The 24046-nt window shown below is 62.2% G+C and carries 19 protein-coding genes; 13 read left to right on the top strand and 6 right to left on the bottom strand.

Annotated elements, in window-relative coordinates; translation table 11 throughout:
* The 10 genes from H6A15_RS04140 to H6A15_RS04095 all read left to right on the top strand — a co-directional run.
* Nucleotides 1-325: restriction endonuclease subunit S (locus H6A15_RS04140; protein WP_204672429.1), on the top strand; the 325-nt coding region annotated here is incomplete at its 5' end.
* A gap of 352 nt (nt 326-677) precedes the next feature.
* A complete protein-coding gene (locus tag H6A15_RS04135) occupies nt 678-920 on the top strand; it encodes a hypothetical protein (protein WP_204672428.1) in 243 nt (80 codons plus the stop codon).
* 38 nt (nt 921-958) lie between these two features.
* On the top strand, nt 959-1315 hold the full coding sequence (locus H6A15_RS04130; protein ID WP_204672427.1) for a hypothetical protein: 357 nt from the start codon (nt 959-961) through the stop codon (nt 1313-1315).
* 15 nt (nt 1316-1330) lie between these two features.
* On the top strand, nt 1331-2725 hold the full coding sequence (locus tag H6A15_RS04125) for an FtsK/SpoIIIE domain-containing protein (protein WP_204672426.1): 1395 nt from the start codon (nt 1331-1333) through the stop codon (nt 2723-2725).
* 170 nt (nt 2726-2895) lie between these two features.
* Nucleotides 2896-4083, top strand: a complete 1188-nt coding sequence (locus H6A15_RS04120) for a Rep family protein (RefSeq protein WP_204672425.1) — start codon at nt 2896-2898, stop codon at nt 4081-4083.
* 82 nt (nt 4084-4165) lie between these two features.
* Nucleotides 4166-5359, top strand: a complete 1194-nt coding sequence (locus H6A15_RS04115) for a site-specific integrase (protein WP_204672424.1) — start codon at nt 4166-4168, stop codon at nt 5357-5359.
* A gap of 165 nt (nt 5360-5524) precedes the next feature.
* The gene (locus tag H6A15_RS04110) at nt 5525-5974 is read left to right on the top strand and encodes a low molecular weight protein-tyrosine-phosphatase (RefSeq protein WP_204672423.1); all 450 of its coding nucleotides are present in this window, start codon (nt 5525-5527) and stop codon (nt 5972-5974) included.
* Nucleotides 5975-6220: 246 nt separating this feature from the next.
* The gene (locus H6A15_RS04105; protein WP_204672422.1) at nt 6221-6721 is read left to right on the top strand and encodes a MarR family winged helix-turn-helix transcriptional regulator; all 501 of its coding nucleotides are present in this window, start codon (nt 6221-6223) and stop codon (nt 6719-6721) included.
* Nucleotides 6718-8547 carry an ABC transporter ATP-binding protein gene (locus H6A15_RS04100; protein ID WP_204672421.1) on the top strand — a complete coding sequence of 610 codons (1830 nt, stop codon included), beginning with the start codon at nt 6718-6720 and terminating at the stop codon, nt 8545-8547. Before H6A15_RS04105 ends, H6A15_RS04100 begins: the two co-directional genes overlap by 4 nt.
* Nucleotides 8537-10504, top strand: coding sequence for an ABC transporter ATP-binding protein (locus tag H6A15_RS04095; protein WP_204672420.1), 1968 nt, complete (start codon nt 8537-8539; stop codon nt 10502-10504). The genes H6A15_RS04100 and H6A15_RS04095 overlap by 11 nt, the downstream gene beginning before the upstream one ends.
* A 392-nt stretch (nt 10505-10896) precedes the next feature.
* On the opposite strand, the gene H6A15_RS04090 is transcribed toward H6A15_RS04095, so the two are convergent.
* Nucleotides 10897-11724 (bottom strand): HAD family hydrolase, encoded by an 828-nt coding sequence (locus H6A15_RS04090; protein ID WP_204672419.1) that lies wholly within the window; start codon nt 11722-11724, stop codon nt 10897-10899.
* A 166-nt stretch (nt 11725-11890) separates the two neighbouring features.
* On the opposite strand from H6A15_RS04090, the gene H6A15_RS04085 reads away from it, so the two are divergent.
* Together H6A15_RS04085 and H6A15_RS04080 are read left to right on the top strand one after the other, a co-directional pair.
* Nucleotides 11891-14467, top strand: coding sequence for a class I SAM-dependent methyltransferase (locus tag H6A15_RS04085; protein WP_239462326.1), 2577 nt, complete (start codon nt 11891-11893; stop codon nt 14465-14467).
* Nucleotides 14468-14621: 154 nt separating this feature from the next.
* Nucleotides 14622-16781 (top strand): KUP/HAK/KT family potassium transporter, encoded by a 2160-nt coding sequence (locus tag H6A15_RS04080; RefSeq protein WP_204672418.1) that lies wholly within the window; start codon nt 14622-14624, stop codon nt 16779-16781.
* Nucleotides 16782-17019: 238 nt separating this feature from the next.
* Here the strand turns inward: H6A15_RS04080 and H6A15_RS04075 are convergent, their stop codons facing one another.
* Entirely contained in the window at nt 17020-17829 is an 810-nt protein-coding gene (locus H6A15_RS04075) for a nitroreductase family protein (protein WP_204672417.1), read from the bottom strand.
* A gap of 322 nt (nt 17830-18151) precedes the next feature.
* Here H6A15_RS04075 and H6A15_RS04070 point away from each other — a divergent pair, with 322 nt between their 5' ends.
* On the top strand, nt 18152-20398 hold the full coding sequence (locus tag H6A15_RS04070; protein WP_204672416.1) for an alkaline phosphatase family protein: 2247 nt from the start codon (nt 18152-18154) through the stop codon (nt 20396-20398).
* A gap of 175 nt (nt 20399-20573) precedes the next feature.
* Here H6A15_RS04070 and H6A15_RS04065 read toward each other — a convergent pair whose 3' ends face one another.
* The 4 genes from H6A15_RS04065 to H6A15_RS04050 all read right to left on the bottom strand — a co-directional run bounded on the left by H6A15_RS04065 (nt 20574) and on the right by H6A15_RS04050 (nt 23954).
* Nucleotides 20574-21347, bottom strand: a complete 774-nt coding sequence (locus H6A15_RS04065) for a tyrosine-protein phosphatase (RefSeq protein ID WP_204672415.1) — start codon at nt 21345-21347, stop codon at nt 20574-20576.
* A 120-nt stretch (nt 21348-21467) separates the two neighbouring features.
* On the bottom strand, nt 21468-22001 hold the full coding sequence (bilS, locus tag H6A15_RS04060) for a flavodoxin family protein BilS (protein WP_204672414.1): 534 nt from the start codon (nt 21999-22001) through the stop codon (nt 21468-21470).
* 303 nt (nt 22002-22304) lie between these two features.
* On the bottom strand, nt 22305-23042 hold the full coding sequence (locus H6A15_RS04055; RefSeq protein WP_204672413.1) for an ABC-2 transporter permease: 738 nt from the start codon (nt 23040-23042) through the stop codon (nt 22305-22307).
* Complete coding sequence (locus H6A15_RS04050) at nt 23043-23954, bottom strand: ABC transporter ATP-binding protein (RefSeq protein WP_204672412.1); 912 nt, start codon at nt 23952-23954, stop codon at nt 23043-23045.
* Nucleotides 23955-24046: the final 92 nt, after the last annotated feature.

Raw genomic sequence — 24046 nt, 5'->3', positions numbered from 1 at the left:
TGAATACGAGTCGAAAATGCTCGAAGAGCTGCGAGATACTCTGTTACCTAAGCTAATGTCTGGTGAAATCGACGTCTCGCAAATAGAGCTACCTATGCAGCCAAATAATCATTTGTCGCTCAGGGCAATAGAGATGTCCAATCTGAACGACCTATTGGTTTTTGAGGTTCCCACCCTTCTCCGAGAAAAGGTTGAGACGAAACGAAAGGTGCACAGCATCTCGATTCGTCTGATCGATTGTGTATTGCTTAACCCTGATGCCTTCAGGCATCCATCCAATACGGCCCCGAGTTACAGCGGCTGGCAGGCAAAGAGCGGCGCTTGAGTAAATCCGTCACCTTGTAGAGGACTCTCCAACTTATCCATTTCACATTTTGTTCACAATCAGACGGAGGGAATCTTCTCATAAACGAGGGGAAGTCCTTGCGTTCTCCCAAAAGACAAAAGATGCCTTCTACCTGGTCTTTTATTAGGGTATAGTGGCAGCAGCAAAGGAAATTGCAATCTGTAAGTTCCTCTGCAGACATTGTCCATTGACCGTTTCCGGTGCGAGATGCGCCTAGGCGCTGACAGAGTGATTATCCCGGATTAAATCAAGGCAATGCGACGGAATGATCTGTCCTTCGTCGCCAATCCTCCGATCGGTTCAAAGAAGAACTTGAAAGGAGGTGAGTTGCGTGGATAAGTGCATCGATTACTACTTCGACATCCGTGATATGGGCACCATCCTTCTTGAAGAAGGCGCATATGATGCCCTGCGCAAGGATTGCCATCTGCTCGGGAGCACCACTGCCCGTGTTGAGCGATACCTTAGCGGCAGCACACAGGACGATTTGGACCTTCAAATCGGCCCGCTCAAGCTCAGGGTTCGCGGCTTCGATGAAGCAGGGTATCTCCACTCAGCGTTAATGGACGTCTAATCGCACATGTAGCAACTCCAATGGAAAGGAGGCTTCTCATGAAGAAGCTTTCGCAGTTCAACGTTTTCGATTTCGAGGCATTTTCTAAGGGCAAGCTCTATCTTTGCACGGGTCAGTCCGAGTGGAAGGACTACAACACGGGCGAGCACCTTGGGACCAAGGTCGAGGTCGTAATCTACCGTGACGACACTGCGTACGTCCAGAAGGAGGGCGAGTCTGTAAGCAACCGCTTCGAGAAGCTCACCTTCAAGGTGAAAAAGGATGTTGAGGTTCCCACCGAGGCCATCATCGAGCCGGTGGACGCGGTCGCCACCATCTACGGCGATTACCGCAACCAGCTCTCGGTCAAGTGCGCGGATATCAAGGTCCTTCGCACCAAGAGCCAGAACGGGTAAGGCAGGCGGTGCGGCATGCTGTACTTCAGCAAAGACGCGCCCCGCCTCGCATTCGCGGCCCCCAGCGTCCAGCTAGCGGCGCTGGGGGTCGCCCTTTTCCTGTCGGGACTTGGGGCGCAGGGGCTTGCGCTTGCCCTAGAATCCATTCCTCCCAACTTGCTTGATGATCCCAGAGCGCTCATCGAAATCAGCTCTGCTTTCCGGAACGTTGGGGCCGCTCTCCTTGCATCCGCGTTCCTGACTGCTGTGCTCGCGCTTATCATCTGCTGGAAAGCGACCGACGCCCAGCGAATGCGGATCATGGTACGCAGGGGGCTCTTCGACTACTCAATGGGTAACCCGCTTCACCTCAAGGAAGGCGAGCGACTGCCGTCCGTTCGCTGCAGGAGGACGGAACTAGGATCATATGAGATCGTTGTCGGGATCGCTGCTTCACGGGTTGAAGACATCTCGAATATCTCGTCGAGCATCAGCGCGAGCCTTTCCAGCCGCTTCGAGAGTTTCGCCGTTACCCAGACGGACATCGACGTGGCATTCAACTCTGTAACATTCACCGTTGAGGACGTGACCATCGACCGGAGCTTGTATTGCGATAGCGTGGAAGACCTTCGCTCCGGCAGACCTCACATCCTCGTCGTCCAAAGGGGCGCTTCCATCGATCTCTCGACGTCCGGGTCCATGCTGGTCGCAGGCAAGACAAGGAGCGGGAAGACCACGGGCATCATCGCGCTCCTTCTCCAAGCCCTTCTTGTCGGGCCCGATGACCATGGTTCCCGCGTAACGATCATCGACCCGAAGAGGGCGGAGCTTTCGCAGCTTCCCCATGTGGTAACGCTCGACGCAGACGGGGGCGGGCGCGCCGTCCTCGACGCTCTCCGCGACTTCGCCGATTCCGTGACAGAGCGGCAGGCATACCTCAACACGCTGGCTCGAGAACGGGGCGACGCCGTCAAGTGGTGGGACGCAGGCCTCCATGTCTCCCTGCTCTTCATCGATGAGTACGTCAGCGCTCGGACGATATTCCCGCCGCGTGCGTCCAAGGATGACCCAGACTACTGCCTTGCGACGTTCGACAACCTGGTCAAGCGCATCGTGACGATGGGGGCGAGCGCAGGTTGCTACGTGATCGTCAGCATCGCGGAGGCGTCTGTCGAAAGCGGCGGCTTGCCCGCCATGCTCCGAAGCGCGATGAGCACGAAGGTGCTGTTCAGGCCGACGCTCCCCGAGGCCCGCCTCATGTGGGACGCCGAGAAGGTGAAAGACATGCCTGCCCGCACGTATGGTCCGGGCGACGCCTGGTTCTCAAGCACGGACGGCATCCATGACCGCGTTTCCTTCGTCCACTTCCCGGTGATGAGCTTCCCCGTGTATGGGGAAATGGGCCGTCTCCTGAATCTGTACTACTCGTAACCGCCAATGCTCCCCGCCGAGCGCAGCGAGGCGGGGAGCGATTCTTTGTTCCATCCAGTCGTTTCCGTTCATTTATGCCGTGGGCCGGGCTTGTTATGGCCCACGGCACCCGATAAGGGGTGCCAAAACCACCCTGCAAAGCCCTCGATTATGAAAGGAGTGCCGGAACAATGCCAAAGCGCGCCTCAGCACCGAAGAGCCGCACCCTCATGTATACGCAGCAGCTCTCGCATCTGCCCTTCAGCGACGCCGATTCCCTCTACGAGGCCATCGAGAGCAGGCTCGGCCCAAAACGATATGCGGGCATCATCCACGACCATGACATGAAGGACAACGGCTCGCCTGTAGCAGACCACGTCCATGTGATGATGTCGTTCAGCAACCCGCGCTCCCCCTCAAACGTCGCGAAGCTCTTGGGCGATAAGCCGCAAAGCGTCGAAATCTGGACGGGGAGGGCCGCGGAAAAGAACGGCTTCTCCTATCTCTGCCACCGGACCGCTGGCGCACGGGGAAAATTTCAATATCCACTCGATGCCGTTCGCGCGAACTTCGACTATGTCAAGGAGATGGAGGGCATCGAGGCCGAAGTCATCCGCTCCACCAGCCATTCGAACATCAAGGTGCTCCTCGACGCGCTTCTCGACGGCTCCATCGACAGGGAGGCGCTTGTCTCGCAGCTCTCGGGTTCGGAATATGCCCGCGCGCGGAAGCAGATCGATGATGTATACGCCCGCAGACTTCAGGTGCAGGCGGCGGAATGGCGAAAGCGGATGCTCGAAGAGGGCAGGGAAATCACCACCATCTGGATCTTCGGTCCACCCGGCGCAGGGAAGACGTCGCTTGCAAAGAAGTACGCGGAAGAACGGAGCACAGGCTACTTCGTGTCCGGCTCCACGCGCGACATCTTCCAGGGATATGCGGGGCAGCACACCGTCATCCTCGATGAGCTGCGACCGAAGTCTATCGGGTACGCTGACCTCCTTCGCATCACAGATCCGCATGCGCTGGAACATGAGGTCATGGCTCCCGCTCGCTATTTCGATAAGGCGCTTGCAGTCGAGCTCATCATCGTCACCAGCCCCTACGATCCCCTGCAGTTTTACAGCGAGCAGGTCGGCGGCATGCGCCCCCTGCGCAGCTATGACGTGATCGACGGCTTCGGACAGCTTGAGCGCCGTCTGGGCCTCGTGGTCGAGATGCAGCAGAAGGAGATTTGCGAATCGCGCTTTGACGTGAAGCTGGGTAGCTATTGGCCCGTCAAGGGTTCCGAGCGCCCGAACCCGTTTTCCAGCTTCGGGCGCGGCGCTCAATCCTCAAACCGTAGCAGCGAACAGCTCTACGAATCGCTGCTGGGTTAGGAACCTGGCATTTCAACCGCCTCGCTACGGTAGAATGGACCCATCGTTTGCGAGGCTCCCTTCATAGAGAAAGGAGGCTCACATGGCCGAAAGAAGAGACAGCAAGAATCGCATCTTGAGGCCCGGAGAGAGCCAGCGCGCTGACGGCAGATACATGTACAGGTACACCGACTCCAACGGCAAAAGACACGCTGTCTACAGCTGGACGCTTACCGATAAGGACTTCGCTCCCAAGGGCAAGAAGCGGGGCACATCGCTTCGAGCCCAAGAGAAGCAGATCGAATTCGATATGCTCAACCAGGTCGTTCCCAATGGAAACAACCTTACGGTTCTCAGCCTTGCGGAAGCGTATACGTCTCTGCGAGCCGGGGTGCGGAGCAGCACCCGCGCCGGCTACAAAACGGTGCTCAACGTCCTGCGTAAAGACCCTTTTGGGTCTCGTCGCATCGACAAGGTGACGTTTGCGGAGGCCAAGGCGTGGCTCGCGCGTCTTCAAACCGTGGATGGTCGCGGCTACAGCAGCATCCATTCGATTCGGGGCGTCCTTCGCCCCGCCTTTCGGATGGCCGTCGAAAACGACTGGATTCGAAAGAACCCCTTCGACTTTGAGCTGGCCACGGTCGTGGTGAACGATTCGGTGACACGGGAAGCGCTGACGCGGAAACAAGAGCGCAGGTTCCTTGAGTTCGTCAAGGCCGACCGTCACTACTCGCGTTATTACGAGGGCATCTTCATCCTGTTCAAAACCGGGTTGAGGATATCCGAGTTCTGCGGCCTGACAATTGCCGATATCGACTTCGGGGCGCGACGCATTCGGGTCGAGCGGCAGCTACAGAGAACGAGCGACATGCGCTACGTGATCCAGGAGCCGAAGACCGAGAAGGGCATCCGGTTCGTCCCGATGTCCGATGAGGTTGCCGAGTGCTTTCGCAAGGTCATCACGCAGAGGCCCGCGCCGGAAAGCGAGCCCGAAGTCGACGGTATTAGCGGCTTTCTGTACTTGGACAAGAACGGTATGCCCTTGGTCGCCTTGCATTGGGAGCACTACTTCCAGCGCATCGTCGCCAAGTTCAACTCGATCTACAAGGAGGAGATCCCCAAGGTGACACCTCATGTCTGCCGTCATACGTTCTGCAGCAACCAGGCTCGCGCCGGGATGAATCCCAAGGTGCTCCAGTACGTGATGGGCCACAGCGAGATCGGGGTGACGCTCAACACGTACACGCATCTTGGCTTCGAGGAGGCTCGCGAGGAGATGAACCGGCTATCCGCCTAAACATGCGTGGTGTACGGAGCTCGGTTTTACACCATTTCCTACACCGCATCGGGATGAAAAAACCGGTTCGTATATGAGAGGACGCGTTTTACGGAGTATCGGAAGTCGAAGTAGGATATATGCTGTTATCTGCACTTTTGCTCATATATGAAAGGGTTTGGAACGATGCATAGAATCCTGTTCGTCTGCCACGGCAACATTTGTCGCTCCACCATGGCCGAATCCGTTATGACCGAACTTGTTCGGCGAGCGGGGCGCGAGCATGACTTTGTCATTGACTCCGCAGCGACCAGTCGAGAAGAGCTTGGCAATCCGCCGCATCGGGGCACGGTAGGGAAGCTGCAAGCCGAGGGCGTTCCCGTAGTCCCCCATCGCGCACGGCAGATCGCGCGCGATGAATACAGCCAGTGGGACCACATCATATATATGGATGATGAAAACCGCCGCAACCTCATGCGCATCCTGGGCGACGACCCCGAGCACAAGGTGAGCCGCCTGCTGGACTGGACCAACCGGCCCGGCGATGTTGCCGACCCGTGGTATACCGGCAACTTCGACGCCACATGGCGAGACGTCCTCGAGGGCTGCCAGGCGCTCTTGGAAAAGCTGGGATAAAGCACAGGGGCACCGTGCTCCGGCGCGCGCCGACTATCGGGTGCGCCTGTCCGCCGTCCGGCGCACCTGCACTCCCCACGCCACACAACGACAGGCGTTGACGCGGCGAAGCCTACATCGTCGCCCGATATAAAGATGATATGTCAATATACAGTTACCTAATAATTCGGTACCTTGACTATTGGCATCACAGTAGTAATCTTCTCTGGTCAAGACAATGTACAGCCCTATCAGAGAGGAGAACGCATGTGTGAACGTGTCGGGGCATGCCCGTCGGCGCCCATTGTGGGCGACGACGGCACCTCGGACGACCTGGGGCTTGCCGACAGCCCCGAGGACGCGCTGGCAAGGCGTCTGCTCGCCGGCCTTGGATACTGCGGGCATTACCTGCATTTCCACGGCGGCGGCAGGTCGGGCAAGGCGCCCATCATCTGCCTCATCGCCAAGCACGGCGGCCAGATGTCGCAACAGGAGCTTGGGTCGTTCTTTGAGCTCAAGCCCGGCTCGCTCTCGGAGGTCCTGGCGAAGATCGAGACTGCGGGCCTCATCGAGCGTACGCGCAACCCCGAAGACCGCAGGCAGCTCACGATTCGCCTCACGGAGAAAGGCGTGGCCGAGGCGGCACGCGACCAGCAGGCGCGCCGCCAGTTCCGCCAGCGCGCCTTTGACTGCCTCACCGCCGACGAGCAGGAGCAGCTCGCCGACATGCTCGAGAAGATTCGAACCAGATGGGAGGAACTTGCATGATCAACACCCTTATGCAGAGCATTAGGGAATACAAGCGGGCGGCCATCGCCACGCCGATCATCGTGACAGGCGAGGTCGTCATGGAGGTGGCGATTCCCTTCGTCACCGCCCAACTCATCAACGCCATTCAGGCAGGGGCGTCCATCGCCGACATGCTGCCGTACGCAGGCTTGCTCGTAGCCATGGCGCTGGCCTCGCTGTGCTTCGGCATCGGCGCGGGACTCACCTGCTCCGAGGCGTCGTGCGGCTTCGCCAAAAACCTGCGCCACGACGTATTCGCCGCCGTGCAGCGTTTCAGCTTCGCCAACATCGACCAGTTCTCGAGCTCCTCGCTCGTGACGCGCCTCACCACCGACATCACAAACGTCCAGCTGGCCTACATGATGATCATCCGCACCGCTATCCGCTGCCCGCTCATCCTCATCTGCGGCATCATCATGGCGTTCGTCATGGGCGGCCCCATGGCCATCATCTTTGTCATCGTGGTGCCCGTCCTTGGATTCGGCCTGTTCACCGTCGTGCGCACCGTGCACCCCATCTTCCGCTCGGTATTCCGCAAGTACGATGCCCTCAATGAGTCCATCGAGGAGAACGTCACCGGCATGCGCGACGTCAAGAGCTATGTGCGCCAGGACTTTGAGAAGGAGAAATTCGGCCGCGCGGCCCAGGACGTCTGCCGCGACTTCACCCGCGCCGAGAAGATCCTCGCCTTCAACTCGCCCATGATGAACCTCGCGGTGTTTACGGTGTTCACCGTTATCATCCAGTTCGGCAGCTACCTCATCATCTCCAGCCGTGGCACCATGCTCAACGTCGGCCAGTTCTCGGCGCTCACCACCTACGGCTTCATGATTCTCATGGCCCTCATGATGGTCTCCATGGTCTTCGCCATGATCACCATGGCACAGGAGTCCGCCGAGCGTATCGTCGAGGTCATCGAGACCGAGCCCACCATCGAGAACCCCGAGCATCCCGTGACCGAGATGGCGGACGGCTCCATCGACTTTGACCACGTGACGTTCAAGTACTCCGAGAAGGCCGAGCATCGCGCGCTTGCCGACATCGACCTGCACATCAAGAGCGGCGAGACCATCGGAATCATGGGCGGCACAGGCTCCGCCAAGACCTCGCTCGTAAACCTCATCAGCCGCCTGTATGACGTCACCGAGGGGTCTGTGAAGGTGGGCGGCGTGGACGTGCGCGACTACGACCTCGAGTTCCTGCGCAACAACGTTGCCGTCGTGCTGCAGAAGAACGTGCTGTTCAGCGGCACCATCAAGGAGAACCTGCGCTGGGGCGACGCGAACGCCTCCTACGACGAGCTCGTTCATGTTTGCAAGCTTGCGCAGGCGGACGAGTTCATCCAGGGCTTCCCGCAGAAGTACGACACCTATATCGAGCAGGGCGGCACCAACGTGTCCGGCGGACAGAAGCAGCGCCTGTGCATCGCCCGCGCGTTGCTCAAGCACCCGAAGGTGCTAATCCTGGACGACTCCACGAGCGCCGTCGACACCAAGACCGACGCGCTCATCCGCGAGGGCCTGGCGTCGTACCTGCCCGACACCACCAAGATCATCATCGCCCAACGCACCAGCTCGGTGGAGCATGCTGACCGCATCCTCGTGCTGGACAACGGCCACATCGCAGGCCTGGGGACCCATGCCGAGCTCATGGAGACCTGCGACATCTACCGCGACACGTACGAGAGCCAAAACCGAACCGGAGAGGCGGAGGAGGACGTCGCGGCAAACCCTGTGGCACAAACCCAAAAGGACCACGCCGCAGGCGCCCAGACCCAGGAAGGAGGTGTCGCCGATGAGCGTTAATAGCGAAGCCAAGAAGCAGTATGAAGCGAATCGCCAGAATGTCGCGGGACGTCAATCCGATGCGCCGAAACCCAAAGGCGGACGCGGCCGCGCCCTCATGCGCCTCATCCGCACGCTGTTCAGCTTCTATCCGAAGCTCCTGCCCATCGTCGTCGTTTGTATCGTGGTGCAGGCCATTCTCTCGGCCATGCCCGCCACCTTCATCCAGCGAGCGCTTGAAATCGTGACCGCCACGTGGCAGTCAGGCGACTGGGAGTCGGTATCCGGCCGGATCACAACGCTCACCCTGACGCTCATCTGCGTGTATGCTGTCACGCTTGTCGCTAACTTCACGCAAACGCGCCTCATGGCCATCATCACCCAGGGCTCGCTTGAGAAGTTCCGTGAGAAGCTGTTCGACCACATGCAGGACCTGCCGATCAGCTATTTCGACCAGCATCAACGCGGCGACATCATGAGCTACTACACCAATGACATCGACACCCTGCGTCAGATGATCTCGCAGTCCATGCCCAACATCTGCCTGACGGTCATCACCTGCTGCTCGGTCATCTGCGTCATGGTGTACTACAGCGTCTGGATGGCGCTCGTGGTCATCCTGGGCGTCTGCTTCATGGCCTATATGACCAAGCAGCTCGGCGGCCGCTCGGCGCGCAACTTCGTGGCTCAGCAGCATGAGATCTCGGTGGTCGAGGGCCATGTGGAAGAGATCATGAACGGCCAGCGCGTCGTGAAGGTCTTCTGCCACGAGGATGCCGCGCAGGAGGATTTCGACGTGCGCAACGAGCGCCTGTTCCGCGCCTCTCGCGCCGCCAACATGTACACCAACACGCTCGGCCCCATCCTTATGAACCTCGGCAACCTGATGTATGTCATCGTGGCGCTTGCCGGCGGCGTCTTCATCGCGTTTGGAACGCCCAACGTGTCCATCTCCGGCCTGGCGTTCTCGGTGGCAGTGACCGTGCCGTTCCTCAACATGACCAAGCAGTTTGCCGGCCAGATCGGCCAGATCTCCCAGCAGATCAACGCCGTGGTCATGGGCCTTGCCGGCGCCGAGCGCATCTTTGAGCTCATGGACGAGGAGCCCGAGCACGACGAGGGCTACGTAACCCTGGTCAACGTGCGCAACAACGGCCGCGACGCCATCGAAGAGTGCGAGGAGCGCACGGGCAACTGGGCCTGGAAGCACCCGCATCACGACGGCAGCGTCGAGCTCGTGCCGCTGCGCGGCGATGTGCGCCTCTCCCATGTCGACTTTGGCTACAAGCCCGGCCACACCGTGCTGCACGACGTGAGCGTGTGGGCGGAGCCGGGGCAGAAGATCGCGTTCGTCGGCGCGACCGGCGCCGGCAAGACGACGATCACCAACCTCATCAACCGCTTCTATGACATCGCCGACGGCAAGATCCGCTACGACGGGATCAACGTCAACAAGATCAAGAAGAGCGACCTGCGTCGAAGCCTCGGCATGGTGCTCCAGGACGTGAACCTGTTCACCGGCACCGTCATGGACAACATCCGCTACGGACGCCTCGACGCCACCGACGAGGAGTGCATCGCCGCCGCGAAGCTCGCCGGCGCCCACGGCTTCATCGAGCGCCTGCCCGAGGGCTACAACACCATGCTCACGGACAACGGATCGAACCTCTCGCAGGGCCAGCGCCAGCTGCTCTCGATCAGCCGTGCCGCCGTCGCCGACCCGCCGGTCATGATTCTGGACGAGGCGACATCCTCGATCGACACCCGCACCGAGGCGATCGTGCAGAAGGGCATGGACGCCCTCATGAACGGCCGCACCACCTTCGTGATCGCGCACCGGCTCTCGACCGTGCGCAACTCCGACGCCATCATCGTGCTCGACCACGGCCGCATCATCGAGCGCGGCAGCCACGACGAGCTTATCGCCAAGCGTGGCACCTACTACCAGCTCTACACCGGCGCATTCGAGCTGGAGTGACGCGCGGCAAGCTTCGCGCCACTAGAAGGAGCTGTATCGGAAGCAGCCCGAATCCTGTCCAGCATGGCGGTCCGTCCCCTCGGGGCGGACCGCCATTTCTTTGTGTGCCGATACGAATTGCCCCCGACACCACGTTCTAGTTGCCTCAGAATCACAAATACGAGATCTGGCGCCGGTCATCCATGCGTATGCGAGTCGTATACCTGCGGTTTCTCCTGAGTGGCTCCTGAGATTCTAGTTGCCTTCTAGTTATCATCTAGTTATCAAATCCATGTCGCACGCCCACGATTCGCTAGACGCGTGCAGAACACATTGCAGGGAAGCGCTGACCGACCGAAGGCCATAAAGTCCAATCGAATGCGTCTGCACCAGCTTCTGTATGACCAGCCTACCTACAGCAGTCCGAAGTGTTCGAGCGCAGCGGGCACGCCGTCTTCTTCAACCGCCCTCGTCACGTAGACCGCAGCGTCCTTTACGCTTTGAAGCGCGTTGCCCATGGCGACAGGCGTCTCGACGGCGCGGAGCATGGGCAGGTCGTTCTCGGAGTCCCCAAACGCATAGGTGTTGTGAAAACCGATGCCCAGATACTCGAGCGCGCGGCGCACGCCGGTCGCCTTGTCGAGCCCTATGAGGCAGGCCTCCCCACACCCCAGACCCAGGTCGTAGCGAACAAAATACCGATCCAGAAAGCCGCCGAGCTCGCACACGCGATCGAGCTGGTCGTCTTCATAGGAGAACTTGCAGAAACGCATGTTGGAGACCCGCCTCACGCCGTCCAGATCTCTCGCAGTAGCGACCCCCGGGATTCCGTGATACTTCTCTCCGCTCGGGACGAGCGCCACGCAGCCCTCGGTGCCCTCGAGAAGCACCTGCGCCCCGGCGTCGACGATGCGCTCGATGGTTTCCACCAGCACGTCCTCGGGAATGACTTCCTCGGACGCGACCTTGCCGTCGATGACCAGGCATGCTCCGGCCGAGGTCACAAGGCCGGTCGGACGCAGGTCCCTGAGCGCCTGGGACACGAGGCAAAGCGGCCTGCCGGTGCAGATGAAGGTGTGATGCCCCTCATCGCGCAGACGGTGGAAGGCGCTGACGACCGCCGGCGTGGGAACCGCGTTCGCCACCGTCTCACCTGTATCGGCGTCGGCAGGGTGGTGGATGATGGTTCCGTCGACGTCGAAAAACAGGGTGGCGCGATCGTCACGCGGGGCAAGATCCATGGTGCATTCCCTTCCATAGGTAGGCATTTTCGCCAGATGATAATAGGCAGCAAAGAGCGCCCGCAAAAACCATCCGCCGACGCATCATATAATGGTTCCACCAAACCGCCCCGCCCAAGCATTCGCACCGATATTGGGCAAACATCCCGCGACTGAAAGGCCTGTCATGGAACTGTATGCAAGCTGCCCCACCGGCTTCGAGGACGCGCTTGCCGACGAGCTGCGCGCGCTCGGGCTTGCGCGCGTGCGCAAGCTCCAGGGACGCGTGACGTTCGAGGGCGATGCAGGCGACGCGTATCAGGCCTGCCTGTGGTCGCACCTTGCGAGCCGCGTGCTCACCGTGCTCGCACGCTTTTCGGCTCCCGATGCCGACGCCCTCTATGCCGCGGTGCGCGCCATGCCCTGGGAGCGCATCCTGCGCCTGGGGGCGACCATTGCCGTGAGCGCCAACGGCTCCAACGACCGCCTTCGCGACGGACGCTTTGCGGCGCTGCGCGTCAAAGACGCCGTCTGCGACCACATGATGGAGGTGGCCGGGGTACGCCCCTCCATCGATACCGAGCGCCCCGATGCGCATCTCGTGCTGTCGATTCGTGGAAACAAGGCGACGCTTTCGTTTGACCTTTCCGGAGAGCCCCTCTTCCGTCGACTCCCCCGCGCAGCGACCCGCCACGCTTCCGGCCCCTCGGCACATGTGCTGCGTCCTGACTATGCCGCCTTGCTGCTGTACGAGCTGGGGCTGCCGGAGGCATGCCGCGCCTTCCATGACGATCCCGAGGCGCCGGCGCCCGCCTACGTCGACATTTCATGTGCCGGCGGCGGCGCCGAGCTTGAGGCAGCGCTCATGCTTGCAGACCGAGCGCCTGGCGTGACACGCCGAACATGGGGCTTCATGGGCTGGGCGCAGCATGACGAGGCGGCATGGGAGCGCATCCGCAACGAGGCAGCAAGGCGCGCGGAGACCGGGGCGCGCCGCATGCGCGAAGCCGGAGCCGTCCTCGTGGCGACCGATGCCGACGCGCGTGCGCGTGGATTTGCCAAGCGGCTTTTCCACCTAGCTGGAATTGAAGACGTGGCACACATCGTCGAGCCCGACCTTCATGCCGTGCTCGTCGCCCTGCCGAGCGGGCCCGACAAGCAGGCGGGAGAGGCAGGGGCGCGCGGCGGCATGCTTGCCGATACGACCGAGCTCCCCCTAACGCTCGCGCCCGCCGTCGTTGCGCTCGCGCGCGAGCTGCGGAGCCATGCCCCCTTTGATGCACTGCCCGCGGCGGTGCTCTCCTTTGACGAGGTGCTGAGCCGCGCCCTCGGGCCAGCTTCTGGAGAGCAAGCCGTGCGCCCCAACAACGAAGAGGCAACGATCAAGCGCTTTGGACCTATGGGGGCATCTGCTGGCACCCCTGCGGACCTCCCCGCCGGCAGCAGCTCCATGCGGTCAGCAGGCGCCGTCGCCCCAGAGAACGCCCGCGAAGATGTGGCGGAGCCCAGCGGCGCCGGTGGGGACGGCGGCCGTGCCGAGGATGCCGCCAGCACGGGCGCCCCGAGCGCCAAAGACATGAGGCGCAGGGCCCAAAAGCAGAAACCCCAGACGTCCGAGAGCGCCGAGACCCTGGCCACCGTCGATGTAGGCCAGGGCAAGCCGGTGCCGGTGCTCGTCCCCGAGTCTGAGCAGTTTGCCCGACGCCTCATGAAGGTGGCGCGCCTGCGCCGTCGCTGGGCGAAGCGCGAGGGCGTCACCTGTTATCGCGTCTACGACGCCGACCTGCCCGACTACGCCGCCGCCATCGACCTCTACGAGGGATCGGCGGCGACCCCGGGTCGCTGGCTCGTGGTGGCGGAGTACGCCGCCCCCAAAAGCGTCGATCCCGCGCTTGCGCAGGCCCGCATGCTCGATATTCTGACAATCGCTCCGCGCGTGCTCGACGTGGAGCCCGCACACGTCTACGCCAAGGCCCGCATGCGCTCGCGCGGAGGCTCGCAATATGCGCAGAAGCCTCGAAGCTCCGGCGCGGGCGCTGCCCCGCACGCCCGCCAGGCAGCCGGCCGGGGCTCCTCCCCACACGGCGTGCAGACCGGCCAGGGCACGGGACACGGAGCCCCGCGCGACCGCAAGCTCCCCCTCATCGAGGAAGGCGGGCTCACCTTCGCCGTCAACTTTGACGACTATCTGGATACCGGCATCTTTTTGGACCATCGCGTCACGCGCGGCATGGTGCGCGAGCGCGCCCGCGGCAGGCGCTGGTTTTTGAACCTGTTTGCCTACACCGGCACCGCCACCTGCTACGCGGCGGACGCGGGCGTGGAGGAGACGGTGACGGTGGACCTCTCTAACACCTACCTCGATTGGGCCGAGCGCAACATGGAGCTCAACAGGTTCACCGGAGGCGAGCACCACTTTGTGCGCGCCGACGTGCTCGCCTGGATCCGAGACATGCGCCGAACCGCGAACCGCTGGGACCTCATCTTCTGCGACCCTCCCACGTTCTCAAACTCCGCCAAGATGAGCAGGCGCTCGTTTGACGTGCAGCGCGACCACGTCGAGCTGCTGGAGGGGGTCGCGGGGCTGCTCACCCCCGGCGGCGAGGCCATCTTCTCGTGCAACCTGCGGACCTTCAAGCCGCGCGTCGAGGAGCTCGCTTCCGCAGGCGTCGTCATCGAGGACATCACGGCGCAGACCATCCCCGAGGATTTCTCCCGCAATCCACGCATCCACAAGTGCTACCTCGTACGTCGCATGAGCTAGCGTTGCGATGGGCGCTCTTCGCTGCTCAGGGGCAAAGTGCCCTGCCGGCAGCTCGCCATACGCCCATCTGATACAATGGCTCTCTATCGCGCCTGCGAGCGCGCCTCAGTTGGACCTGCCGCCGAGCGGCACGTTTTCCTGATTAGGAGCACCCATGTCCGAACAATCAGATATCGAGTCTCGTCGCACGGATGACGCGACGGACGGCGTTGCCTCGCCGGGAGGCACGGGCACGCTGAGCCTCAAGCGCCCGTCGAAGAAAAAGGCCGGCGGCGCGGCGAAGGAGCATCGCGACCCGAGGGGTTCGCACCACGGCGGGGCCGCCATCCCCGTAAGCCTGGCAGCCATGCTCGTCACCATCGGCGTCGTGTACGGCGACATCGGCACCTCGCCCATGTATGTCACCAAGGCGCTGCTGGCAGGCCAGGGCGGCATCATGAGCATCACCGAGGAGTTCGTGCTCGGCGCGCTCTCGCTGGTCATCTGGACGGTCACGCTGCTCACCACGGTGAAGTACGTCCTCGTCTCCCTCAAGGCCGACAACCATGGCGAAGGCGGCATCTTCGCCCTCTATAGCATCGTGCGCCGCTACGGCAAGTGGCTCATCATCCCCGCCATGCTCGGCGGCTCGGCGCTTCTGGCCGACGGCGTGCTCACCCCCGCCGTCACCATCACCACGGGCGTCGAGGGCCTGCGCACCATCCCCGAAACGCATGCTCTTATCGGCGACAACCAGATGAACGTGGTGATCATCACGCTCGTTATCGTGTGCGTGCTGTTCTTGGTCCAGCGCGCCGGCACCAGCAAGATCGGACGGGCCTTTGGCCCCGTCATGCTGGGATGGTTCCTGTTCTTGGGCATCACCGGCCTCCTTTTCACCTTCACCAACCCCAAGGTGCTGCTCGCCATCAACCCGCTCTACGGCATCCAGTTCCTCTTTAGCTCCCACAACCATGCGGGCATCATGATCTTGGGCAGCTGCTTCCTTGCCACGACCGGCGCCGAGGCCCTGTACTCCGACATGGGCCACGTGGGCCGCGGCAACATCTACGCCACCTGGCCGTTCGTGAAGGTCTGCCTCATCCTGAGCTACCTGGGCCAGGGCGCTTGGCTGCTGGCAAACGCCGGCAACACCGGCCTTGCCGTCATCGAGGACCTCAACCCCTTCTTCCAGATGCTTCCCGACTTCGTGCGTCCCTTCGGCGTGGTGTTCTCGGTGCTTGCGGCCATCATCGCGTCGCAGGCGCTCATCACCGGCGCCTTCTCGCTCGTGTCCGAGGCGAGCCGCCTGGACCTCATGCCGCACATGCAGATCTTCTACCCCGCCGAGACCAAGGGCCAGCTCTATATCCCCATGGTGAACTACGTCATGTGGGCGGGCTGCGTGATCGTGGTGCTGCTGTTCCAGAGCTCGGCGCATATGGAGAGCGCCTACGGCCTGGCCATCACCATCACCATGCTCTCCACCACGACGCTTCTGTTTGTGTACCTGCACAAGGTGCGCAAGCTCAAGCTGTTCCCCTGGATCTTCCTGGCGTTCTTCATCGCGCTCGAGGGCTTCTTCTTTGGCTCCTCGCTCACCAAGTTCTTCCACGGCGGCTACTTCACCATCCTGCTCGCCGCCCTCATCATGGGCGTCATGCTGTGCTGGTATGCCGGCACCGCCGTGGAGCGCCGCCAGGCCACGCTGCTGCCGGTGCGCAACTACCTCAAGCAACTCGAGCGCCTGCGCGACGACACCACCTACGACCTGGTGAGCGACAACCTGGTCTACCTCACCAACGACACCAACACCGACTACCTCGACCGCGACATCCTCTACTCCATCCTGGACAAGCATCCCAAGCGTGCGCGCGCCTGGTGGTTTGTGAACGTCGAGGTCACCGACGACCCGCATACCTATGCGTATTCGGTCGAGTCCTTTGGCACCGACTACGTGTTCCGCGTGCACCTGTACCTGGGCTATAAGGTCAACCAGCGCGTGAACGCCTATCTGCGCCAGGTGGTCACCGACCTCTCCGTCTCCGGCGAGCTGCCCCCGCAGACCCACGAGTACTCCGTGTACAAGAAGCCAGGCCCTATCGGCTCCTTCAAGTTCTGCATGCTTCGCAAGACCCTGGCGCAGGAGTCCGACGTCGATTCCAAGGAGCGCACCGCCATCGCGCTCAAGTACGCCATCCGCAGCGTCGCCGGCTCGCCCGCACGCTGGTATGGCCTTGAGAACTCGTCGGTGCTCGTGGAGTACGTGCCGCTGTTCATCAAGTTCACCAGCATGAGCAAGCTCGTGCGCGTGTCCCCCAACGACAGGCCGTAGCCGCGCAGGCGCAACACGCCTCGGCCCACTTCCAACCCCTCAACGACCGCCTCCCATCCCATGGCTTCAAGTCCAGGGATGGGAGGCTTTTTCATCCTTGGCATCTCTAAGGAACCACTGATAGGAACCACTGATTCATCAGCCGATGCGACTTCAGAGCCCTCTCGAGCGCTTTTTCGCATGCATGGGCGACCCCGTCCGCAGCTACCGCGCCGGCGGGCGCGTGGCGTGCGACACCTTAGAGCAGCGGCTTCTCGCCTGTCCAGTTGTCGATCCAGGCACGCACGGAGCGGTCCATCTCGGCCATGAACGCACTCGTGTGCTTGCGGACGTAGATGTCGCGCACACGCTCGCCGGGCTCTGTGGCATGGGGCCTAAACATCGCGTCCATCTCGGCCACCTGCGCGTCCAAGGTCGCCTCGTCGGCCGGGCGATAGCGCTCGGGCATGACGATGTTTGTCACCGGATGCGGCGTCGCGGGACGCTCCTTTGCGGGCACGCCCACAACCAGCATCGAGAGCGGCATGGTGTGCGGGGGCAACTTGAGCAGCTCCGCCATCTGCTCGGCCTGCTCTACCACGTCTCCGATATAGCAACTGCCAAGTCCCACCGCCTCGGCGGCGATGGCGGCCGTCTGCGCCGCGATGACCGCGTCCTGCGCCGCTATGGCAAAGTCGCCCATGTGGGGAGCCCGGCGCGGGGCCTTGCCGCAGCGCTCGGCAAACTCGTCGGTAAAGCAGCCCACATGCTCAAACAGGGCGATCCACTTGGCATAGTCCACCACAAAGACGAGCGCCCACGGCGCCTTGGCGATAAACGGCTGGTTGTCGCAGAGCACCGCCAGCCGCTCGAGCGTCGAGGGCTCTTGGATGTCGATGATCGAGTACATCATCATGGCGCCTGCCGAGGGCGCGCGGGTCGCAGCGTGCAGCACAGCCTGGCGCTGCTCGGGCGTGGGCGCCTTAGAGGCAAACTGCCTGGTAGACGAGCGCTGCTCGATGCTCGCGAGCACGGGGTTTGCGGCGTACGCCTCGGGGATGGACTCCATGGTGGCCTCCTTGCGGGAAATCTGTGGCAGCTGTGGCGGCGGCCCGCGTGCGTGCAGCCAGCCGCGCGGGATGTCGAGCCGTTCCCATTATCTCGCATATCATCCGTCCCGCGCCGCACACACCCGTTCCGTCGGCCGCAGGCCGCCTTGCACGGTACGTGCCTATTCGGCGAAGAGGGCAAGCGCGTCGATAGAATCTCGACAAACGGACGCTACCATAGGTTGCGTTGTATTGTCAGGATCACATCAGCTGCCTGTCAGGACTCATCCAGGCGGCACGTGGGTGCATACACCGCCGCGCATGACCGGTAAAGGAGCCCTTATGCTCGTGGCATTTCTTTCTTGTATATTCGCCGTCGCCAGCGTCGTCCTTGGCGTTATCGCGCGACGCCGCGCACACGCCCTCGCGGCCGACACCCCGGACGCGAGGCGCACCGACCAGCACGTAAGCGGCATGGCATGGGGCGCCGTCTTTGTGGCGCTGCAGCTTTTCATAGCCGCGTGGTCGGGCATCGGCCTCGTGCAGCAAGACCTGCTCGCCGCCATCATCATGAACGTGACGCTTACGCTCTGCGCGGGCGCCAGCTTTGCACGCCCTTTGGTGCGCGAACGCCTGGAGCTTCTCTGCGCGGCTGAGGGGCGTCTGCCTCGCAGGCTCGTGCTCATGGTCGCCTTCATCTTGCTGGGCGGCGTCATGGCGACGCTGGGGCTCGAGATTCCCAGCAACCACAACATCCTCTGGATGTACCCCCTCTGCCTGCTCCTCGAGTACGCCCTCATCACCGCCGTGGCCGCCGGGCTCTTCTTCCTGGGCCAGCGCCGCGGAGGCGCGCCGGCGATTCTCGCGCTGGGACTCTTCATCCTGGGCATCGCGGAATACTTCGTGATCACCTTCAAGTCAACGCCCATCCAGCCGGGAGACCTCTCGGCCCTTTCTACCGCCGCCGCGGTGGCGGGCACCGGCTACACCTATACGCTTTCGTCGTTTTGCCTGTACGGCTTGGCGCTCGCCGCCCTCGGCATGGTCTCCTTTCATCTTGCGGGAGCCCTGCGCCCCGCCGGGCGGGCTATTGCCAACCGCCGCCGCCTTGCGACCAACCTGCTGGTCGGCGTGCTCTGCCTCGCAGGCGTGACCTGCCACGTCACGCTTATCGATTACTACAACACGCTCGGCATCCAGGTGTATACCTGGCGACCGCTTGAGAGCTATTACCGCCAGGGCTTCCTCCCGGCGTTTATCTCAAGCGCGCAGACCATCGTGCCGCCAAAGCCCAAGGGCTACGACGCCGGCGAGGCGCAGGACCTCATCGACGAATACGCCGCGTCCTACGATGCCAACGAGGGCGCAAGCGACGCCCACACCCAAGCGTCTGCACAGTTTGACGAGGAAAAGCCGACGGTCATCGCCATCATGAACGAGACCTTCTCCGACCTGTCCATCTACCAGTTCCTGCATGCCAACTACCAGGGCCCGCAGTACTTCAAGAGCATCTCGGATGCCCTGCTGCGCGGACGTCTCTATGTATCCGCCTATGGCGGCGGCACCTGCAACACCGAGTTCGAGTTCTTGACGGGCAACTCCATGGCGTTTTTGGGCCAGGGCGTCTATCCCTACACCATCTACAACCTTACCCAGACCGAGAGCCTGGCGCATCAGTTCCGTGACCTGGGGTACACCACCACTGCCATGCATCCCAACCACGGCACCAACTGGAATCGCGAGAACGTCTATCGCGACCTGGGCTTCGACGAGTTCTTGACCATCGATGACTTCGAGGGGGCGGACACGCTCCGCGGCATGGTGACCGACGATGCCACCTACGATCGCATCCTCGAGCTTTTGGAGAACAACGGGGACCCGCAGTTCATCTTCGACGTGACCATGCAGAACCACTCCGGCTACGAGACGGGCCTCATCCCGGCCGACAAGCGCACCAACTATCTCATCGACGGCGTCTACGATGCCGAGGTCAACGAGTATCTCGCCCTCATCGAGGAGTCCGACCGGGCACTCGAGGAGTTCATCGGCAAGCTGCAGAACCTGAACCGCAAGGTGATCGTGGTCTTCTTTGGCGACCACCAGCCCTACTTCCCCTCGGAATATAACGACCTGTGGTTTACGGGCGAAGACGCCGCCACCCACACCGAGCGCCTCTGGCAGACCGACTATGTGATCTGGGCGAACTACGACGTTGCCGGCAACGACCAGACGAGCCAAGAGGTCGACCTGTCGTGCAACTACCTCGGCACCATGCTGATGGACATCGTCGGCGCCCCGCTCTCGGACTATCAGAAAGCGCAGCTCTCGCTGCGCGAAGCGCTGCCTGCCATCAACACCACCGGCTACTGCGACGCCGACGGCATCTGGTACCTGAGCGAGGCCGCCCGCAACAGCGTCGAGGGCATGAGCCAGGCGGGCGCCGACGCGACCGAGGCAAGAAGGCGGCTGTCGCTCATGCAGTACTTGAAGCTGTTCGACCATGGCGACGGCATCTTTACCAAGACGCTGCAAAGTGCCGCGAACGAGACCGATCCGAATCTCGACCCCGGCACGACGAAGATCAAGTAACGGACCCTATAGCCGAGGTGACCCCGGGCACATCCCATACAGGCCCTGTGAGCCTGTACGCGGATGTGCCCGGGGCTTTTTATGCAGCTTGCTCACGCAGCCCCTCTGCACTTGAAAACTCGTGTCGCTGGCGCGAAAGCGGGCGCACCGATGCGCGGCGCGCCGCGGCCAGGCGCTATGCCCTGCCACGCAGGCGCGCCGCTGTGCGATCCAGCAGGCTATCCGAGCATCCAGCCACGCTGCGAAGATAGCGCCTTGCTCCGCCATAGCGCTCATGCAGATAGGCAAGGGTGCGCTCCATCTCTTCGGGACGCGCCTCAAACAGGCAGCTCGGCACCTTTTTACGAAGAAGCAGCGACACCGCGATCCGCTGCGCGCGCAGCCCTCGTCCCATGTAGCGCTGGGTCGCCGCATAGTCGGCGACGATATGGGCGCCGTCCACCCCGGCAAGCTCCAAGAGGAGCATGGCGACGACCCCCGTGCGGTCTTTGCCAGCCCGACAATGAAAGAGCGTGCAGCCGTCCGCCCGGGCGTCGGCCGCCTCGAGCAGCGTCTTGAAATCTTCCGGCTCCTCGTCGAGCAGGTCTCGGTACACGTCAAACATGCTGGCAGGCAAAAGACCCTGGAACCCATTGGAGTTCAGCTGGTCCATCATGGGAATATGGATATAGTCGATCCCGGCGACCTTGCCGTCCGCAAAGGGATCTTGCCAGTGGCGGAGCTCGAAGGAGCTGCGGATGTCGATCACGAGGCGCAGGCCCCTCCTTCGAAGGAGGTCGACATCGCTCCTGTGCAGCCTCCCCAGGGCGGCGCCGCGCAAGAAGACGCCGCGCGCCGTTCTGCCCGCGTGGCCGCGCTCGTCCACATAGGGATATCCCCCCAGGTCACGAACGTTGCGCGCGCCGCGCAGCGGAAGCGCCTCTGAGGTATACAGCTGCGTCTGGGACATGGTCGCCTCTTGACCTCGATGCTGGCAGACAACGAAAAGGTACTATAACCCTCGCCGACGGCATCCCTTAAGAGGGCGCCGCACGCCTGACGAAACGCTTACCTTTTGCTGAACGTGCGGCTATAGGTCGAGCGCATCCTTAGCCGCGTCCACGATGCCCGTCAGATCCTCGGCGCTTGGATGCGAGAGCGCGGCATCAAAGTTATCGATCATCGCCTGCATGCGCGCGTCGCCGGGATGCTCGGCGAGCGCCGCCTCATAGCGGCGACGGACCGCCATGCCCATCTTCCCCTGGCACATCGCCGAGCCGATAAGCACGGCGCTCTCCGGAAGATGGGTCTTGACGTTGGCAACGATGCGCTCGAAATACGTCGCCTCCCCGCCAAAGCCGGCCGTGCCAAACAGAAAGACGCGCTTTCCCTCGAGCTGAGAGAGAACCTGTGCCATCTCAGGGGCGCAATCTCCCTTGTCGGTCCAAAAGCCGGCAAGCACCGCGTCGGCTTCGGCGACGGCAGAAACGGCATCCCCCTCGTGGCCGGGCACCACTTCGACCGGCGTGACCTTATCGACATCCGTGGACAGGGCGTCCGCCAGGGCGTCAGCCACCATCCGCGTGTTTCCGCCCTTACTGCTGTACAGCACGACGCATCTCATATGCCCATCCCTTTCCAACCAGGCAGCCAATTGTCGACGCTCGAGACGCCGCACCGAACAGCTCGGCGCCCTCGCTCCATCATGCCTGAGGCATTGTCTCCAACAGCTTGGCTTGAAGCTCCATCTCGATGTCTAAGGAACTCTACCCCAACCGCCGCATATCTACCCGGCGCCAAAAAGCATGACACAACTGACATGAGAGGCCCCGATGAGGCACCTGCCTGTCAGTTGTGACACGCTTTTTAACGGGGCGCCCCCAATAAAGCGGAGACGCCCCGACAAAGGCGACTATGTCTGCAGGCGCTACAGCTCGCGGCTTTCGTAGAGCTTGAGGGAAACCGTGGCAGAGATGCCGAGGACCGCCAACACGAAGACGAGTGCCGCCCCCGAGAACGCGGCCACGCCGGCAGGCGTCTCGATGAACGCCAGCACCTCGGCAAGCACGCGCATGATGCCCTCGAGGTGCACGGAACCCGCATCCAGCACGCCCGTGCCGCCCAGCACCAGAAACGGCACGATGAAGATGAGCAAGACGATCATGGGAATATACTGCGTGGCCTTGGTCTGCCCCAGGCGGAAATAGATGGGCGTCACGATGGATGAGATCGTCGAGCCCATAGCCATGCAGAACATAGATGCGAACAACGTCGCCTGCATGTTCTCGGGCGAGAACGCCAACGCGGCGGAAAGCCCCGCCGGCAGCTCGACCGCCGTCGCCGCGACCGTAAGCACGGCAACGGCAACAAGGCCCACCAACGCGCCGACCACGCCCAGCGAAAGAATGACGCCGTAGCGCGCAAGCACGACGTCGCGGCGAGACACCGGCATGGTAAGCCGGAAGAGGCCCCATCCACTCTGCTCGTCATATGCCGCGGCCGACATGGAGCCCATCATGAACATCATCATGGTAAGGACGCCGGGCACCGACACGATGCGCTGCATGCCGATGGACACGAAGATCGATACAAAGAATCCCAGGCCGACGAGCTGCCTCACGTAGCTCTTGAGCACCGTCATTTCAATCAGGAACGCGCGCTTCATTTATCGCACACCGCCTTTCAGGGTGAGGGCAAGGTAGTCGTCGATGGTCATGCGATCGCAGGGAACCTGCGGGAAGTTCTCCGCGAAGGCGAAGCGATCGGGCACGAGCACATCGATGCCGTAGTCGTGGCGCAGGTATACCAGCTCGCGCTCCGGGATGATGCTTGAGGCGGCAATCGCCTCGAAATCGGCGACGCGGCAGCGGGCGACGCCCATCTGGTCGCAGATCTCGTCCTTGTAGCGATCGAATACGATCCTGCCGGCGTCGATGCATACGACGCGGTCCGCGATCTTGTCCAGGTCGGAGGTGATGTGACTCGACATGAGCACCGCGCGACCAGGCTCGGCAACGAACTCGCGCAGAAGGTCAAGCACCTCGTCGCGCGCCATGGGGTCGAGGCCTGCCGTCGCCTCATCAAGAATGAGCAGCTGTGCTCCGTGGCTGAGGGCGCAGGCGAGGCTCAGCTTCATGCCCATGCCGCGCGAAAGGTCTTTGACGGCCTTGTCCGCCGGGAGCTCAAACCGACCGAGATACGACTGGAACGCACGCTGGTCCCACGTGGCAAAAGCGCACTCGTACACCCGTGCAACCTCAGACACCTTGAGATGCCCCGGCATGGAGATGGTATCAAACACCACGCCGACCTGCTCTTTTATCCGCGCGCCCTCGGGATGCGAAAGCGTTGCGGAGTCGTGGCCCAAAACGGCGCCCGCGCCCCCGTCAAGCTTGATGAGGCCGAGCAGGGCCTTGATGGTGGTTGACTTGCCGGCACCGTTCTTGCCGACAAATCCCACGACCTCGCCCTCGGCGACGGCAAAGGTAACGCCCTGCAAAGAGAACCCGTCGTAGTGCTTGGTGAGGCCGCTCGCCTTGATGAGGACGTCAGCAGACTCTGAAGATGCGAATGACATCGTTGGTCACCTCTCGATTAAGGCGGCAGGGGCCCTTGCGTGCATGCCATGCCGCCACCTGCAACATGTGCGGCGCCGCTGTGGCGCCAGCC

Source organism: Enorma phocaeensis (assembly GCF_016901575.1).
Lineage (GTDB): Bacteria > Actinomycetota > Coriobacteriia > Coriobacteriales > Coriobacteriaceae > Limicola > Limicola phocaeensis_A.
Note: the sequence above shows the minus strand (reverse complement) of the source record. Positions and strands in the feature narration are given on the sequence as shown.

Excerpts from the sequence above, each read along its gene's own strand:
- H6A15_RS04120 (WP_204672425.1), top strand. The coding sequence starts at position 2,896 with ATGCCAAAGCGCGCCTCAGCACCGAAGAGCCGCACCCTCATGTATACG.
- H6A15_RS04115 (WP_204672424.1), top strand. The coding sequence starts at position 4,166 with ATGGCCGAAAGAAGAGACAGCAAGAATCGCATCTTGAGGCCCGGAGAG.
- H6A15_RS04065 (WP_204672415.1), bottom strand. The coding sequence starts at position 21,347 with ATGTCCCAGACGCAGCTGTATACCTCAGAGGCGCTTCCGCTGCGCGGC.
- H6A15_RS04130 (WP_204672427.1), top strand. The coding sequence starts at position 959 with ATGAAGAAGCTTTCGCAGTTCAACGTTTTCGATTTCGAGGCATTTTCT.
- H6A15_RS04105 (WP_204672422.1), top strand. The coding sequence starts at position 6,221 with ATGTGTGAACGTGTCGGGGCATGCCCGTCGGCGCCCATTGTGGGCGAC.
- H6A15_RS04110 (WP_204672423.1), top strand. The coding sequence starts at position 5,525 with ATGCATAGAATCCTGTTCGTCTGCCACGGCAACATTTGTCGCTCCACC.
- H6A15_RS04085 (WP_239462326.1), top strand. The coding sequence starts at position 11,891 with ATGGAACTGTATGCAAGCTGCCCCACCGGCTTCGAGGACGCGCTTGCC.
- bilS (WP_204672414.1), bottom strand. The coding sequence starts at position 22,001 with ATGAGATGCGTCGTGCTGTACAGCAGTAAGGGCGGAAACACGCGGATG.
- H6A15_RS04080 (WP_204672418.1), top strand. The coding sequence starts at position 14,622 with ATGTCCGAACAATCAGATATCGAGTCTCGTCGCACGGATGACGCGACG.
- H6A15_RS04050 (WP_204672412.1), bottom strand. The coding sequence starts at position 23,954 with ATGTCATTCGCATCTTCAGAGTCTGCTGACGTCCTCATCAAGGCGAGC.
- H6A15_RS04070 (WP_204672416.1), top strand. The coding sequence starts at position 18,152 with ATGCTCGTGGCATTTCTTTCTTGTATATTCGCCGTCGCCAGCGTCGTC.
- H6A15_RS04100 (WP_204672421.1), top strand. The coding sequence starts at position 6,718 with ATGATCAACACCCTTATGCAGAGCATTAGGGAATACAAGCGGGCGGCC.
- H6A15_RS04095 (WP_204672420.1), top strand. The coding sequence starts at position 8,537 with ATGAGCGTTAATAGCGAAGCCAAGAAGCAGTATGAAGCGAATCGCCAG.
- H6A15_RS04075 (WP_204672417.1), bottom strand. The coding sequence starts at position 17,829 with ATGGAGTCCATCCCCGAGGCGTACGCCGCAAACCCCGTGCTCGCGAGC.
- H6A15_RS04055 (WP_204672413.1), bottom strand. The coding sequence starts at position 23,042 with ATGAAGCGCGCGTTCCTGATTGAAATGACGGTGCTCAAGAGCTACGTG.
- H6A15_RS04125 (WP_204672426.1), top strand. The coding sequence starts at position 1,331 with ATGCTGTACTTCAGCAAAGACGCGCCCCGCCTCGCATTCGCGGCCCCC.
- H6A15_RS04090 (WP_204672419.1), bottom strand. The coding sequence starts at position 11,724 with ATGGATCTTGCCCCGCGTGACGATCGCGCCACCCTGTTTTTCGACGTC.